Genomic DNA, 14,685 nt, shown 5'->3' on the forward strand with positions numbered 1-14,685 from the left:
ACCTTTTGGAGTAGGGATATTCCCTGCCTTGTTATTTTTATACACGCCCATTTACACGACTGCAAATAGACTTGAGCCTCCATATACAGCTAGCAAGCCATAACCGCCAAGCCCCTCCCGTTAAGGCGATTGGCGGTTTCCTTCTTATCCCTTGATAATGTTGTACTCAGGACCGAACGGGAATCGGGTGATGTTTTCTGCACCCTCCTCGCCTACAACCAGAATGTCGTGTTCGCGGTAACCACCAGCACCTGGCATACCTTCCGGCAGCATCAGCATCGGTTCCATAGACACAACCATGCCCGGCTCCAGAACGGTTTCGACGTCTTCACGCAGCTCCAGGCCCGCTTCACGGCCGTAGTAGTGGCTCAAGGTGCCAAAGGAATGACCGTAGCCGAAGGTGCGATACTGCAGTACATCGTGCTTCAGGAAGATCTCATTCAGTTCGGCGGCGATATCACAGCAACGTGCGCCCGGTCGAATCAGTTCCAAACCTTTGCGATGCACTTCACAGTTGATCTCCCACAGTTCCAGATGACGATCGGAGGCATACTCGGCAAACAGGGTGCGCTCCAATGCCGTGTAGTAACCTGCAATCATTGGGAAGGTATTCAAACTCAGAATGTCGCCAGCCTGTACCTTGCGACTGGTCACCGGGTTGTGAGCGCCATCGGTGTTGATACCGGACTGGAACCAGACCCAGGTATCCATCAACTCCCCATCCGGGAAAGTACCGGCGATCTCTCGAACCATTGCCTGTACGCCCGCCAGGGCGATTTCGTACTCAGGCACGCCTACAGCGATTGCATCACGAATGGCTGCACCACCCACATCAGCAACCCGAGCCCCCTGTTTAATCAACGCAATCTCTTCATCGGATTTGATCATGCGCATTTTCATGGTGGGTACGCCGATATCTGTGAATTCGGCATTTGGCAGAATGGCCTTCATCTTTTCCAGATTCTGCAGCGGCATGTGGTCGTACTCGACGCCCACTTTGCCCCCATCCTTGATCAGCTGCTTCAACGCGTGGAAGAAGTTGTCTTTCTGCCAGTCGGTGTACACCACGTTGTCGCCCAGTTGATTGCGGCGATAAGGCTGGCCACCATCAATATTGGCAGTCACCGTAGTGTAAGAATCCTGAGTAACAACCAGTCCATAGTCACGGCCGAAACGGCAGTAAACGAAGTCACTGTAGTAATTGATGTTATGGTAAGAAGTGAACACGACGGCCTGCAGGTCATTTTCCGCCATGTAGCGACGAAGTTTCTCCAGGCGGGAATTCATCTCCTCCTTCGAAAACGTTGGACGTACTTTTTCGCCGTTTGGAATCGACAAAGTGTGTGGCATCTGCATCTTAGAAATCCTCTTTATTGTTTTAATTAATCACTCTTTACCCATGACGCTTTCAGGTCTTCGGGTGAAAATCGCAAGCGAGTCAGCTGCTACGGATCCAGACTATCCGCCTTTACGTCATAACAGAAATCAATAGTTAAAATGTTTCCATTAAAATTACAAATGCCATAGCAACACCCTGATTTGCCGGGAGGTCGTTGAAAGAAAGGAGGGACAAAATGTATGGAAATTACGTCAACACAGGGAGTTTGACGTTAAAAAGGACTTAGCGTAGGGCGCTGAAAATGGCGATTCAACAGCGCATATTTCCATCACAGGCACCAGCGGCTGCAAGCGGGCTTGCCTTACAATGCCTGGCGCTGGAATGCTACCGCTTGGCCTGTAACTGCAATCTACTGGGTATCTTCAGCTTGCCAACATCAACAAGGAGCAGATCGCATTCCGTTTTAAAAGGTGTAACACCGTGTAGTTAGACCAACTTGCTATTTACCCTGGCACTGTGAGTTGATCACAGCTATCTTGATTTAAAGCGAACAAACGTAGTGCGAACACGCCTCAAGCAAGCGAGCCGGCATACCACCTGTTGTTCGCTTCCCCGCAATGTAAGCCCTCGCCTGTGAATCAAGAGGGATCCTGTCATGCCGAGCCTTCGAACCAAACAGCTATCCGTACTGACCATGAATACCACAGGCTTCACCGCCTGTTTTGCCGTCTGGGTGATGTTCTCCATCATCGGTATTCCCATCAAAGACACTCTGCAGCTATCTGACACAGAGTTCGGTTTGTTAGCCGCAACCCCCATACTCACCGGCTCCCTACTGCGTCTGCCTTTGGGCATGTTAACCGATCGATTTGGCGGACGGCCGGTGTTTTTCTGTCTGATGGTCGCCATTATTGCGCCGCTGTATCTCATCTCGTATGCGACTCAGTTCTGGCAGTTCCTGGTGTTAGGTCTTTTTGTCGGCTCAGCTGGCGCCTCCTTCTCGGTCGGTATCGCTTACACGGCACGCTGGTTTGATAAAGCAAATCAGGGCTTTGCCATGGGGATCTTCGGCGCAGGTAACGCAGGTGCCGCGCTCACCAAGTTTGTCGCGCCTTCCATCGTATTGGCCTGGGGCTGGCAGGCGGTACCGCAGATCTACGCAGCAGCAATGACGGTGGTAGTGGTTCTGTATTGGTTATTCACCTATTCAGATCCGGCCCATAAGGTGGAAGCCAATGTAACCATCGCTGACCAGCTGCGGGTGCTGGAGGATCCCAGAGTCTGGAAATACTGTCAGTATTACTCGGTTGTCTTTGGCGGCTTTGTCGCACTGTCACTGTGGATGACCAAGTACTACATCAGTGAATACGGCCACGACATCCGCACGGCAGCGCTACTGGCATCAATCTTTGTTCTGCCCTCTGGACTGATCCGCGCACTGGGCGGCTGGCTGTCCGACCGATTTGGCGCTCACACCGTTACCTGGTGGGTGATGTGGGTATCGGTCGCCTGCCTGTTTTTGATGTCCTATCCCCCCTCGCAGATCCTGATTCAAACCGTAGAGGGTGATCCGCTGACCATGTCCATTAAACTGCCGGAATGGTTGTTTACGATCCTGTTGTTTATCGTGGGTATCATGTGGGGGCTGGGCAAGGCATCGGTCTTCAAATACCTCTCGGACGATTACCCCACTCAAATTGGGGTGGTGTCCGGTGTGGTTGGCCTGGCCGGCGGCTTGGGTGGCTTTCTGCTGCCGATCCTGTTCGGCATCCTGTTGGATTGGACGGCGGTCAACAGCACCTGCTTTATGCTGCTGTTCGGCACCACGCTGGTGTCTCTCATGTGGATGCAATATTCAGGCGAACGTCAAAAAGACCGGGAGCTGAAGCTATTGATGCAGGAGCATGCCATCGACAAACTTGAGTAGTCGCAGTTGCCGATCCGTATCCAGCTCACAGATATATCCAATTGTATGGGCAAGAGCTAAATGACACAGTCGGTACCGCAGCAGCTGCGCCACCCCGGAATCGCTTAGCGGAAATCCGCGTAAACCCTCGCCCAATCGGGCGGGGATATAAGCGGGAAGCGCGGTAGCGCTTCTATGATTACTAATTTCTATTGACTACTGTCTATATATACAGCACCCTGATGTTTATGTTAAAGGCCACAAAAGTACGCATCTACCCGACACCCGAGCAGGCGGAATACCTCAACCGCCAGTTCGGCGCGACGCGGTTCGTGTACAACAAAGCCCTGCACATCATCAGCGCGCAGTACAAGCATCATGGCCTGAAACTGAAGGCCAAGAAAGACCTCAAGCCCTTGCTGGCCGTGGCGAAGAAGTCACGCAAGTACCACTGGCTCAAGGAGTTTGACTCCATTGCGTTGCAGCAGGCCTGTATCAATCTGGACAAAGCCTTCGAGCGCTTCTTCGATCCAAAACTCGCTGCCCGTTACCCGCGGTTCAAACGCAAGCACGGCAAGCAAACCAGTTACCATTGCATGAGCGTCAGTGCGGGCGAGAACTGGATCAAGGTGCCGAAGCTGCAGCCCATCAAAGCCCGGATTCACCGCGAGCTGACCGGTAAACTCAAGAGCATCACCCTGTCGCGTACCGTCACCGGTAAATATTACGCGTCGCTGCTGATCGAGGACGGGGCAGCGGCTCCGACCGCGTTGCAAACCGTGGACTCAGTGCTGGGGGTCGATATGGGGCTGACCCACCTTGCCATTGACTCTGAGGGTAACAAGGTCGCCAATCCACGTTTCCTGAAACGTGCTCAAGCCAACCTGCGGCGCAAGCAGAAAGCCCTCTCACGCTGCCAGAAAGGCAGCAAGGGCCGTACGCAAGCCCGCCTGACACTGGCCAAGGCGCATGAGCGCCTGGCCAACGCCCGTGCTGATTTCCAGCACAAGCTGTCCCGACAACTCATTGACGAAAACCAAGCGGTGGTGGTCGAGACACTGAAAGTGAAAAACCTGCTGAAGAACCGCAAACTGGCGAAGCATATCGCAGACGCAAGCTGGTTCAGCTTGATCCAGAAACTGGAGTACAAGGCGAAGGCACAGGGCAAACATCTGGTTAAGATCGATCAGTGGTTTGCCAGCTCCAAGACCTGTTCCGGCTGCGGGCATAAGGTCGATGCTTTGCCGCTGTCGGTTCGCAGCTGGACCTGTCCTGCGTGCTCTACGGAACTGGATCGCGACATCAATGCCGCGATCAACATTCAACAGCAGGGTATTTTGAAATTACGGGCCGAAGGACTGTCGGCTCCTGCCAACGGAGGCTTGCGTAAGTCCGGCCACGCGCCGGTTGCAGCCTGAGAAGTTGGAAGCCTCGCCCGTTAGGGCGGGGAGCAGTCACTCTGCCCGATTGATCATGGATTCCGTGTTCAGATCGGCCTCTCCCGACAGCCGAAGCACTTCCTGGCGCGTAAGATCCCGCAATGCGAGCGACCGCTGCCAGGGACTACCACCAGCAACCGATTCACTGGCAATGGGCTTGCCGATGGAGATAACGATATGCCCACGCCTAGGGAACCAACTTTCAGCGCGTAACATCGACCTGGTCCCACGGATTGCTAAAGGTACGATGGACAGTTCCTGCCGAATGGCGGTGGTAAATGCCCCCAGATGAAAGGCCCGAAGTCCGGGCACACGAGTGAAGGTCCCCTCAGGGAAAAAGAACAACGGATCTCCACCCTTACCTTGCGCTGCGATGCGTGCAGTATCTGCACTTGCCCGATCCGGATCGATACGGTCAACATACTCAACCCCCATCTTATCCAGTAAGAACGAGATCACCTTATTTTCCCTGAACTCCCCTTTTGCGACGAAGCGCACACAGCGAGGTAGAAACGCGACCAATACATACCCATCCAGATAGCTGGCATGGTTACAGACATACACACAGCCTTCTCCCTCCGGCGGCAAATTCTCTAACCCTTCCAGATGTACAGAGGTGCCCGTCAACAGGCTGAGCGTGCGAGCAGCACGGTTGATAACCCACCAGCGCGCCTGTTTCCTGGGTAGCAGAAGGAATACCGGCAGTGAGAGACAAAGCAAGACTCCATAGATCAGCCATCCATACCCCGCAAATGCGTACTCCATAGAACGCTGAACGAAGCGCCTCAATCGCCCTGCCAACTCTCTCACACCAATACGCATCCACTGCTGCCATTGGGGTGACCGCCTGCTGAGCTCGCCCTGCTCATAGAGGGTTTTACAGGCCGATCTACGCACTTTACCGCTGGAGGTTTTTAAGACCTGATTGGGCGCCAGAAGCACCACATCGTCTGCGGGTTGTCCCAACAGATCCACCGCAAGCTGGTTGATCGTTGTGGCCAGTTCTGCCCGACGCGCCTCCTTCTGTTCACGTGTTTCCGCCAGCACGACTAATCGCTCGGTGCCGCGCTCAACATTTTGCGGTGTGTTACGACTGCCAAATACCACCACGCCGCCTTTGCGGATGCCCTTAACATTTCCGACGGCGGTTTCCAGCTCGGCGGGGTGAATGTTGCGTCCCGCCACAATAATCAGGTCTTTCTGCCTGCCGGTCACATAGAGTTCACCATCGCAGATGTACCCAAGGTCCCCGGTCTCCAGCCAGTCACCGTGAAACAGCGCAGCCGTCTGTTCGGGGTTTCGATAATAACCACTTGTTGATGACGGTCCCCGAAATTGAATCCGCCCCTCCTGGCGATCCGGCAATTCGCGATCATTAGCATCCACCACACGCAATTCGTGCTGGGGTATAACCCGGCCACAAGCCACAACATCCAACGCACCTTTATCATCGGCCGTGCTGGGTATTGCCCGACCGGTGCGGGTAAACCGTTCGCGCTCAATTCGGTCTAGCTGCACACCTCGCTGAAGCGTCGGAAAGGCGACTCCCACACTGTTTTCAGCCAGTCCGTACACCGGCATCATCGCGCTGGGATCAAAGCCAGAAGCGGCAAAGCGATCGCAAAATGCAGACAGGGTTTGGGCGCTGACCGGCTCGGCACCGTTGAATGCACAACGCCAGCTGGACAGGTCAAGCTGCGCGAGCGTTTCGTCCTCAACCAGACGGACACAGTGTTCGTAACCAAAGTTTGGGGATGCCGACAACGTCCCCCGATAGCGGTGAATCGCTTCCAGCCAGCGCTGGGGACGGCTGATAAAGGCGAGCGGCGACATGATCACCAGCTGCGCGCCGTGATACAAACTGCCAAACCAGGCACCAATCAATCCCATGTCGTGGTACAGCGGCAACCAACTGACAAACACATCATTGGCACTAGCCTCAACCACCTGCCCCATTGCCCTAACATTCGCCAACAAATTGGCATGGGTCAGCACCACCCCCTTGGGCGTTCCTGTACTGCCGGAGGTGTACTGCAGAAAGGCGATATCATCGGCATGAAGTTTGGGCAGCAGTGGATTATTGCGCCCTTGCCTGAGCTGCTGCACTGTCGCCACATGGCGCAACGAACGTACCCGGCTTTTGAGCAGACCGGCAAAAGGCAAAGCTTCCGCTTGGGTTACCATGATTCCAGCCTGGGCGTTCCGTACGATGCTCACGTGTCGGTTGAGGTGTTCTTCTATCTGGCTGATCCGCCCAGGGGGATAGACAGGACAAGGAATCCCGCCTGCGTACAGGATGCCAAAGAAGCAGTAAAAGTAGTCTTCGCACGTATCCAGCATCAGAACTACGGGCTCATGTGGTTGCAGATCCAGCTGCTGTAATCCCGCTGCTATTTGCACAGCGCCTGCTTTCAATTGGCGAAAACTAAGCGTGACGCCGTCACTTTCGGGGTCATACAATCGAATGTGGGTGCGGTCCGGATCGGTTTGCAGATACCACTCCAGCACATCGGTTAAGGTGCATGCCTGCTCCGGCACAACAGAGGCGCTGTGTAACACCACCTCTATCTGTTCTATCTCCGGCATCACAGAAGCCATCACTCTGGCATGCCCTCCCAGGACGGCACGCAACAGATCACGCGGGGTGTCGGCGCTACTCAGCAGGGTATCCGACAATGCCACGTCAAACGTACGCTCGAGGCGCAGCAACAACTCCACCCTACCCAGACTGTCAAACGCGAAGTCAGTATCCAGAGAGCTATCCAGACTCAGTTCAGCGGAAAAGTGATGTTGGGGATGCAACTCACGCGCAACCTGCTCCACGGTGTAAAGCAGCTGGCTGGCTATTTGGGCGGTATGGTCCGAGTTATCCTTCAAAGCAGTCTTACCCGAGGTCAGGACTCAAGTAACAGTATAGAAAGACTGCCCGGATTACGGGGCTCTGCGACGGTAGAGGGATGAAAAAACAAAAAAATCGATCCCGAGGGATCGCTTAACCATGGCTTCTCTTTAAGAAGAACAAAGGGAACTTAGTTGGAACCGAAGTACAGGTCCGCACCGTAGACTGGATCCAAGGCGTTGCCTGCTTTCAGGTTGCTGTTCTCAACCACCACCTGCTCCAGACCGTCGAAGTGAGACGCGCTGGCAAATTCAACACCGGTGCCGAAGTGGCTGATCTGGCTGGATTCAACCGCAGCAGATGCAGTACCGGCGAAGATAGCGGAAGTCAGGGCGATTACAGTTGCGATGTTTTTCATGTGTGTATCCTCAATATAAAGCTGTCGATGTCGTTCTGTTCGTTAGGATCTGGATGGTTGATCATTCTCATCAGCCCACTGTCATCCACCTGCCGGGCCAGCTGAGCACTGGGCTCGCTTGCGGCTTCCCCTGCCACCAGTGCCATGAAAACCGCACCGATCACTGCCAATTTGAAAAAGCCTGCGTTACTTACCATGACTAACCCGTGTTGCTGTTGAGATTAACCATCATCCTGATAGAATTTTACTTGTGGCTCGCTATTAACTTGCGCACAACCAACTTGCGAACCATAATAGCTAGCAACTTAATTGCGCGCAAGCTAATTGACCGCTATTTAAATAACAATTCAGGATAAGCTTATGAGCCAAATGAATAACGACGACGCCCTCTGCCTGGAAAAGCAGAGCTGTTTTTCCCTCTACAGCGCCGCCAACGCGATGGTGCGCGCTTACCGTCCCGCCCTGCTGGAGCTGGATCTGACCTACCCCCAGTACCTGGCAATGATGGTGCTCTGGTCGGAAGACGGTCTGAGTGTGAAACGGATGGGCGAACGGCTGCACATGGACTCGGGCACCACTACCCCGCTGCTGAAACGCCTGGAAGCGAAAGGCTTATTGCAACGGGTACGCTGCAAACAGGATGAACGTTCCTGCCTGCTGCAACTGACCGATGAAGGTCTGGCACTAAAAGAACGCACGCTGGAAGTGAAAAAGGCGATGGCGTGCAAAGCCCCCCTTACCGAGGAGGAGCTGGCACAGCTGAAAACCCTGTGTGATAAGCTGCGTGTACATCTCTGTGAGATGTGATTTGCAAACACAGCAGAAACAAAAAAGCCTTGGTCAGTTACCAAGGCTTTTTTGATTACACGCGGTTAACCGCGCGATAGAGGTGTGCTAATCAGAACGGCACGTCATCATCAAAGTTTACAGGCGCATTCTGGTCGTAAGCAGGTGTCTGATCAAACCCATCACTCGCTGGCGCTCCGGTCTGAATCTTCCAACCAACCAGGTTGTTGTAATAGCGGCCATTGTACTCACGACCTCGAATATCAAAGGCTACAGTGACTTCCTGCCCTACCTGAAGGCTATCCAGCAAAGCCACTTTATCCTGTACAAATTCCACATTGATGTCCTGTGGATACTTACCATCTTCGACAGTAACCACCATCTCACGCTTAGTGAAGCCACTGTTAAAGGTCTGTGGATCCTGAATTAACTTAACTTTACCGGTCAGCTCGTAAGTCATCCCAATATCCCCTCTACCAAACATATATTCTTACCTCGGCCTATTAAATCAGAACGAAGGAAAGATTACCGCTGATTTCTCTGGGAGTTTTTCACAGCGTCCATCAGCTCACGAAAGCCATGTATGAAGCCGCTAGGCGAGACTATCTGGCGGTACAAATTTTCGAAAGTAACAAGATCCAGTGTTTGCAGCACAAAACCATTAACTATCGACCAGATTGAAACCAGACAACGTGGCGAAATAGGAAAGCGACGCCCAAAAAACACAGCATACGAACAATGTCACCATGATACGCTTTTTACCGGTCCCAAGCCGGGCCGATAACCAAACGCCCAGCGGTATGCCGACAAAAACCGGTGTCAGAGCCATGACACCATAGAAACCGTAGCGCCGCCAGAAACGCAGATACTTACGCAAATGAGGCTTGAATCCTGGCTTACTCTGCCGTTTTGGCAGTAATGTTCCCAGCAGGACATTGATGCGGTGACTGAAGTGCAGAATCACGTACCCGCTGAGCATCGCCCCGCTGACATTAAATAACAACATTTCAAAATACGAAAAGCCGTAAGGAACACTCAGCGCAGGTCCAATATAGGTTTTCCAGAGGCTGAGCAGGAATACAGACTGGATCTGCAATAGATAGATTTCCATGGCCATTCAACTATGTTGTGCTTCCGACGAGGATGCCAACGTATTCGCTAAAAATTGGGCGAGCTCTGTTAATAATTTACCATCTTGCTTACCTGTTTTGCCCGGTTTAAGCGTTACTTCGGCGCAGATGCTCGGCGTACCTGCGTCCGTCAGCTTACCAATAACGTTGGGCATCATCAGGGCGTAAGCCTATTTTCAGGACGGGACAACACAAACAAAAAAGCCTTGGTCATAAACCAAGGCTTTTTCGTATCAAATTTGTCTGGGGTAGGAATTTAGTAATTGCAGCGAACGTGATTGAGCATATCCGGTCGGGATTACTGGCCTACGGCCAGTGTGTCGCATCGCAAGCGCTGCTCGGTTCAAACCCTCTTCTCGGGTTCAATCCTTTCACCACCAACACAAATGAAAAAGCCCCGTACAAGACGGGGCTTTTTCATTTGAATTCTTGGCGGTGAGGGAGGGATTCGAACCCTCGATACGTTTCCGTATACACACTTTCCAGGCGTGCTCCTTCGGCCACTCGGACACCTCACCGAAATGTTGTTTACGTAGTCTTTTCAAACTTCATAACTGCACGCCTGCGTGCTCGTTACCGTCGTCGTAAACGACGACGTTCTCTCCGGCTTCGCCTCCGAGTCAACCACTCGGACACCTCACCGTAATACGTCATGAGCGGCTGCTTAACCCCTCAAACGTGGCGCGTACTTTAATGCACTTATCCTTCTGAATCAAGCAATTAGTTACGTTATTTTGGGTTTATTTTGTAAAACCCAGCAATCGTTCAATTAATCATCAGCCGCTGCACAAACGCTGATCAACAATAAAGCTCATCACTGGATATCAAGCAAAGCTACACGTCCTCGTTCCCACGCAGAGCATGGGAACCAGACAATTCACCAACAATCCTTGTTCAAATTACGCGCAATAAAAAAGCCGCCCGATTTTCATCGGACGGCTAAGCAATGGTAATCGGTTGCTGACTTAGTCAGCCTGGCGACGCAGGAAGGCTGGAATATCCAGGAAATCCATATCGTCGGTGCCAGTGCGTGCAGACTGAACCTCTGGCTCAGGCTCACGCGTTGGTTCGGTTACACGCTTGGACTTTTCCGCTTCTGCGCGGTTGCGCATCGCTGTTGGCAGTTCCAGCTGGCTGTAGTCGGTGGTAACTGTGGAAGCACGACCACCGCCGCTGCTTACCACACGTACTTCCTGCTCAACCTGCTGAGCACGGCCAAGGCCGGTTGCTACAACCGTGACCTTCATCTCTTCAGCCATCTCTGGGTCGATTACAGTACCCACAACGATGGTTGCGCTGTCGGACGCGTATTCTTCAACAATGTTACCCACTTCGGAGAACTCACCCAGGCTCAGATCCAGGCCTGCGGTGATGTTAACCAAGATGCCGCTGGCACCTTTCAGGTCTACATCTTCCAGCAGCGGGCTGTTGATTGCCGCTTCCGTCGCTTCGGTTGCGCGGTTATCACCACGAGCATTGCCGCTGCCCATCATCGCCATGCCCATTTCGGACATTACGGTGCGTACGTCTGCAAAGTCAACGTTGATCATACCCGGACGGATAATCAGGTCTGCAATGCCCTGAACCGCACCTTTCAATACGTCGTTCGCGGTGTTGAATGCGTTGATCAGGCTGGTGTTTTTACCCAGCACTGGCAGCAGTTTCTGGTTAGGGATGATGATCAGGGAGTCGACGTTTTCCTTCAGCTCCTTAATACCCTCTTCCGCAATCGCCAGACGCTTACGGCCTTCGAATGTGAATGGCTTGGTGACCACTGCTACAGTCAGGATACCCATTTCACGGGCAACCTCAGCCACGACAGGCGCCGCACCGGTTCCGGTTCCACCACCCATGCCTGCGGTGATGAACACCATATCGGCACCGGACAGCATCTCTGAGATACGTTCACGGTCATCCATCGCAGCCTGACGACCCACTTCTGGGTTTGCACCTGCACCCAGCCCCTTCGTCATCTCACCGCCGATCTGGATAACAGCCTGTGCAGCCATATTATCCAAGGCCTGCGCATCCGTATTCGCACAGATAAAATCAACACCTTCTACTTCGGTGGTTACCATATGCTGTACAGCGTTGCCGCCGCCACCGCCTACGCCGATCACCTTGATGACAGCATTCTGCGGGATACTATCAACCAACTCAAACATGTCTATTTCCCCTTTAGGCTGGCGCCTACCCTACGCCAGTCGCGCTTTCGCGCCCCTATTTATCACCCGTTAAAAATTTGCCTGAATCCAGGATTTCATCCGATGGATCAGGTTGGGCTGCGTGATCTGAAACTCTGAGCGCTCCGGCTCTACCACTGCCACGCTAGCCCCTTCCTGTTCGTTTGCACTTGCGTGCCTGAGCAACCCGGCCGCCGTCGCGTACATCGGGTTCCCCAGAATATCCGACATGCTGCCAAAGCCGTTTGGTGACGCCAAACGCACGGGCATGTGGAAAATCTCTTCAGCCAGCTCAACTGCACCTTCCATGCGGGCCGTGCCGCCGGTCAGTACGATACCGGCAGGCATCAGTCCCTCGAAGCCGCTGCTCTGCAATTCCTTCTGGATCAGCAGAAACAACTCTTCGTAGCGTGGCTCGACCACTTTGGCCAACTGGTGTCGCGACAGCTCGGCCGACGGACGGTCACCCACACTCGGTACTTTTACCACTTCATGCGCGCTCGCCAGCTGGGACAGTGCACATGCATATTTAACTTTTAATTCTTCCGCATTCGGAGTTGGCGTACGCAACGCCACGGCGATGTCGTTTGACACCTGATCCCCCCCTACAGGGATCACAGCAGTGTGATACAACGCACCACCCACAAAGACTGCTACGTCACTGGTACCTGCGCCAATATCAACAAGACAGACGCCCAGTTCCTTTTCATCTTCTGTGAGTACTGATTCACTTGAAGCCAACTGACTCAGTACCAATGCATCGATCTCCAGGCCACACATCCGTACACACTTCTCAATGTTCTGGACGGCGTTAAGCGCGCCGGTTACTAAATGAACCTTGGCTTCAAGACGCACACCGGACATGCCCAGCGGCTCCTTGATCCCTTCTTCACTGTCGATCGCATATTCCTGCGGAAGAATATGCAGAATGCGCTGATCTGCCGGTGTTGCGATTGCGCGTGCGGCATCAACAACCCGATCCAGATCCTGCTCCGTTACCTCCCGATCTTTCAGCGCCACAATCCCCTTCGAATTGACTGCACTGATATGGCTACCCGCCAGACCGACCATAACCGAGTGTATTTTGCACCCTGCCATCAATTCAGCATCTTCCACTGCGCGCTGAATTGAATTGACGGTTGATTCAATGTTCACCACGACGCCGCGTTTCAGACCACGGGAAGGGTGTGAACCAACGCCCACCACCTCAACTTCTCCGTCCAGTCTGACCTCGGCTACCAGACAAACCACCTTAGAGGTGCCTATATCCAGCGCGACGATCATATTTGAATCAGCCAATGTTTTTCTCTCTCTGTTTGCTTTTTAAACACTAAGCACTTTAGAGCAGATTTAGAGTTTTCACCCATTAATTGAATGAAGATTTTCTCTATGCTGACAAGTAAAGCATGCCTGTGAGAACAATCAAGCCCTAATTTTCATAACAATGTTATCGGCCGGACCAAAGCCCGCTTAAGAGAAAATTTTGTTGTTTTTCAATCGACTACCTTCCCTGCGGGGGCGCAGTTTAACGCGTTCTTTTAATAAACCCAACAGCATCAATCATTTAAAGAATCTGCGAAAAATCAAAACTCAATCTTGATGATTTAAATAATTTTCAAAATTTAATTTTGATTTTTCGCCACATTTTCAATATTTAATATTGATTTTTCACGGGAAATTCAAAACCCAATATTGACGATAATTGACTATTTTTCATACACAATAAATTAACTTCATTGCCACATGACGAGACACAAAAAAGGATGAAAACGGACAGATCAAAAACAACTGTCCCTAGGGGCCGGTGTGCCGATCTGAGCTGTATGCATCAGCGAAGGCAACAGAACACAAGAGAGAAGTCCTCTGGAGAACGCCAGAGGCGATCATACTCAGACCCTAAAAGCCGGGTATGGGAAGCAAGGGGAGATGATAGGTAACTTAACGCTTATAGCTATAGCCGGTATCAAACACACGCCAATCAGCCAATGCGGGATGCTGCTCTACATAGGTACGTATGGTGGTTTTGCCATCTGCCAGGAAACTGCTGTCCAGAAAGTTATTCAGCACGTGCTCGCCCTGTGTACTTGCTGCCTGCAGGCAAAACGCCAGGTAGCGCGGGAACGGCAGAATATCGTCACGCCAGATTACACCGCTGTAGAACTGCCCCACGCGACGCTGATACTCCGCTTCGGTGATGCACTTGTTGAGGCGATAGTCCTGGTCGTTGTACGTCGTGCAGATTCGCCCTTGGGTTGTAACACCCTGCTGATCAACGGTTTCCACCTCCGCCCAACGGAAGCGGTGTTCGCGCTCATACAAGTCGCGAAAAGCGGTTTCGCTGCATTCAAACTGACTGCAGATAATGCTGACGCCGTCTGCGGGCTGGGTTGAGCAAGAGGCAATCTCAAGATCGGTTTCATCAGCCCCGTGGCGACTGAAGAATACGATCCCCACTTTATTGAAGATACGGCGGTAACCGGGCACCTCTACCAGGCGGAAGTTTTCCAGCTCCGGTACGGTTTCGCGTGCCGATTGCTCGGACAATAAGGATCCGTAGCCCACAACTGAGATCATCTTCTACCCACCTGCTCTTCTTTTTCAGACGCCACACCCTCTGGCACAGCATCGGACGCCAGTGACGATTC

General features: G+C 52.7%; 13 protein-coding genes and 1 tRNA gene. 3 read left to right on the top strand and 11 right to left on the bottom strand.

The features are described 5' to 3' along the window. Positions 1-144: 144 nt before the first annotated feature. A complete protein-coding gene (locus ACEQ15_RS10985; protein ID WP_370279234.1) occupies positions 145-1,356 on the bottom strand; it encodes a M24 family metallopeptidase in 1,212 nt (403 codons plus the stop codon). A 638-nt stretch (positions 1,357-1,994) separates the two neighbouring features. On the opposite strand from ACEQ15_RS10985, the gene ACEQ15_RS10990 reads away from it, so the two are divergent. Together ACEQ15_RS10990 and ACEQ15_RS10995 are read left to right on the top strand one after the other, a co-directional pair. Then, positions 1,995-3,266, top strand: coding sequence for a nitrate/nitrite transporter (locus ACEQ15_RS10990; RefSeq protein ID WP_370279235.1), 1,272 nt, complete (start codon positions 1,995-1,997; stop codon positions 3,264-3,266). Between the two features lie 227 nt (positions 3,267-3,493). After that, positions 3,494-4,663 (top strand): RNA-guided endonuclease InsQ/TnpB family protein, encoded by a 1,170-nt coding sequence (locus tag ACEQ15_RS10995; RefSeq protein WP_370279236.1) that lies wholly within the window; start codon positions 3,494-3,496, stop codon positions 4,661-4,663. A 36-nt stretch (positions 4,664-4,699) separates the two neighbouring features. Here the strand turns inward: ACEQ15_RS10995 and ACEQ15_RS11000 are convergent, their stop codons facing one another. The 3 genes from ACEQ15_RS11000 to ACEQ15_RS11010 form a co-directional block, all read right to left on the bottom strand. Next, positions 4,700-7,561 carry an AMP-binding protein gene (locus tag ACEQ15_RS11000; protein WP_370279237.1) on the bottom strand — a complete coding sequence of 954 codons (2,862 nt, stop codon included), beginning with the start codon at positions 7,559-7,561 and terminating at the stop codon, positions 4,700-4,702. Between the two features lie 152 nt (positions 7,562-7,713). After that, positions 7,714-7,941: a hypothetical protein gene (locus tag ACEQ15_RS11005; RefSeq protein ID WP_370278458.1), complete on the bottom strand. Its 228-nt coding sequence runs from the start codon at positions 7,939-7,941 to the stop codon at positions 7,714-7,716. Next, positions 7,938-8,138, bottom strand: coding sequence for a hypothetical protein (locus tag ACEQ15_RS11010; RefSeq protein ID WP_370279238.1), 201 nt, complete (start codon positions 8,136-8,138; stop codon positions 7,938-7,940). The genes ACEQ15_RS11005 and ACEQ15_RS11010 overlap by 4 nt, the downstream gene beginning before the upstream one ends. A gap of 163 nt (positions 8,139-8,301) precedes the next feature. Here ACEQ15_RS11010 and ACEQ15_RS11015 point away from each other — a divergent pair, with 163 nt between their 5' ends. Continuing rightward, positions 8,302-8,748: a MarR family winged helix-turn-helix transcriptional regulator gene (locus ACEQ15_RS11015; RefSeq protein WP_370279239.1), complete on the top strand. Its 447-nt coding sequence runs from the start codon at positions 8,302-8,304 to the stop codon at positions 8,746-8,748. Positions 8,749-8,839: 91 nt separating this feature from the next. Here ACEQ15_RS11015 and ACEQ15_RS11020 read toward each other — a convergent pair whose 3' ends face one another. From ACEQ15_RS11020 to ACEQ15_RS11050, 7 genes are all read right to left on the bottom strand, one after another. Then, complete coding sequence (locus ACEQ15_RS11020) at positions 8,840-9,187, bottom strand: DUF3127 domain-containing protein (protein ID WP_370279240.1); 348 nt, start codon at positions 9,185-9,187, stop codon at positions 8,840-8,842. 201 nt (positions 9,188-9,388) lie between these two features. Further along, positions 9,389-9,844 carry a hypothetical protein gene (locus tag ACEQ15_RS11025; protein WP_370279241.1) on the bottom strand — a complete coding sequence of 152 codons (456 nt, stop codon included), beginning with the start codon at positions 9,842-9,844 and terminating at the stop codon, positions 9,389-9,391. Then, positions 9,845-10,015, bottom strand: coding sequence for a hypothetical protein (locus ACEQ15_RS11030; RefSeq protein WP_370279242.1), 171 nt, complete (start codon positions 10,013-10,015; stop codon positions 9,845-9,847). A 272-nt stretch (positions 10,016-10,287) separates the two neighbouring features. Continuing rightward, positions 10,288-10,375, bottom strand: a tRNA-Ser gene (locus ACEQ15_RS11035). A 447-nt stretch (positions 10,376-10,822) separates the two neighbouring features. Then, complete coding sequence (gene ftsZ, locus ACEQ15_RS11040; protein ID WP_370279243.1) at positions 10,823-12,022, bottom strand: cell division protein FtsZ; 1,200 nt, start codon at positions 12,020-12,022, stop codon at positions 10,823-10,825. A gap of 69 nt (positions 12,023-12,091) precedes the next feature. After that, entirely contained in the window at positions 12,092-13,324 is a 1,233-nt protein-coding gene (ftsA, locus tag ACEQ15_RS11045; protein ID WP_370279245.1) for a cell division protein FtsA, read from the bottom strand. A 654-nt stretch (positions 13,325-13,978) separates the two neighbouring features. Beyond that, entirely contained in the window at positions 13,979-14,614 is a 636-nt protein-coding gene (locus tag ACEQ15_RS11050) for a gamma-glutamylcyclotransferase (RefSeq protein WP_370279244.1), read from the bottom strand. Positions 14,615-14,685 lie beyond the last annotated feature (71 nt).

It is taken from the genome of Pontibacterium sp. (assembly GCF_964228735.1).
Classification (GTDB): domain Bacteria; phylum Pseudomonadota; class Gammaproteobacteria; order Pseudomonadales; family Balneatricaceae; genus Pontibacterium.

Bases quoted from the DNA above. Each gene is read 5' to 3' on its own strand.
- ACEQ15_RS10985 (WP_370279234.1), bottom strand. From the start codon at position 1,356: ATGCAGATGCCACACACTTTGTCGATTCCAAACGGCGAAAAAGTACGT.
- ACEQ15_RS10990 (WP_370279235.1), top strand. From the start codon at position 1,995: ATGCCGAGCCTTCGAACCAAACAGCTATCCGTACTGACCATGAATACC.
- ACEQ15_RS10995 (WP_370279236.1), top strand. From the start codon at position 3,494: ATGTTAAAGGCCACAAAAGTACGCATCTACCCGACACCCGAGCAGGCG.
- ACEQ15_RS11005 (WP_370278458.1), bottom strand. From the start codon at position 7,941: ATGAAAAACATCGCAACTGTAATCGCCCTGACTTCCGCTATCTTCGCC.
- ACEQ15_RS11010 (WP_370279238.1), bottom strand. From the start codon at position 8,138: ATGGTAAGTAACGCAGGCTTTTTCAAATTGGCAGTGATCGGTGCGGTT.
- ACEQ15_RS11015 (WP_370279239.1), top strand. From the start codon at position 8,302: ATGAGCCAAATGAATAACGACGACGCCCTCTGCCTGGAAAAGCAGAGC.
- ACEQ15_RS11020 (WP_370279240.1), bottom strand. From the start codon at position 9,187: ATGACTTACGAGCTGACCGGTAAAGTTAAGTTAATTCAGGATCCACAG.
- ACEQ15_RS11025 (WP_370279241.1), bottom strand. From the start codon at position 9,844: ATGGCCATGGAAATCTATCTATTGCAGATCCAGTCTGTATTCCTGCTC.
- ACEQ15_RS11030 (WP_370279242.1), bottom strand. From the start codon at position 10,015: ATGATGCCCAACGTTATTGGTAAGCTGACGGACGCAGGTACGCCGAGC.
- ftsZ (WP_370279243.1), bottom strand. From the start codon at position 12,022: ATGTTTGAGTTGGTTGATAGTATCCCGCAGAATGCTGTCATCAAGGTG.
- ftsA (WP_370279245.1), bottom strand. From the start codon at position 13,324: ATGATCGTCGCGCTGGATATAGGCACCTCTAAGGTGGTTTGTCTGGTA.
- ACEQ15_RS11050 (WP_370279244.1), bottom strand. From the start codon at position 14,614: ATGATCTCAGTTGTGGGCTACGGATCCTTATTGTCCGAGCAATCGGCA.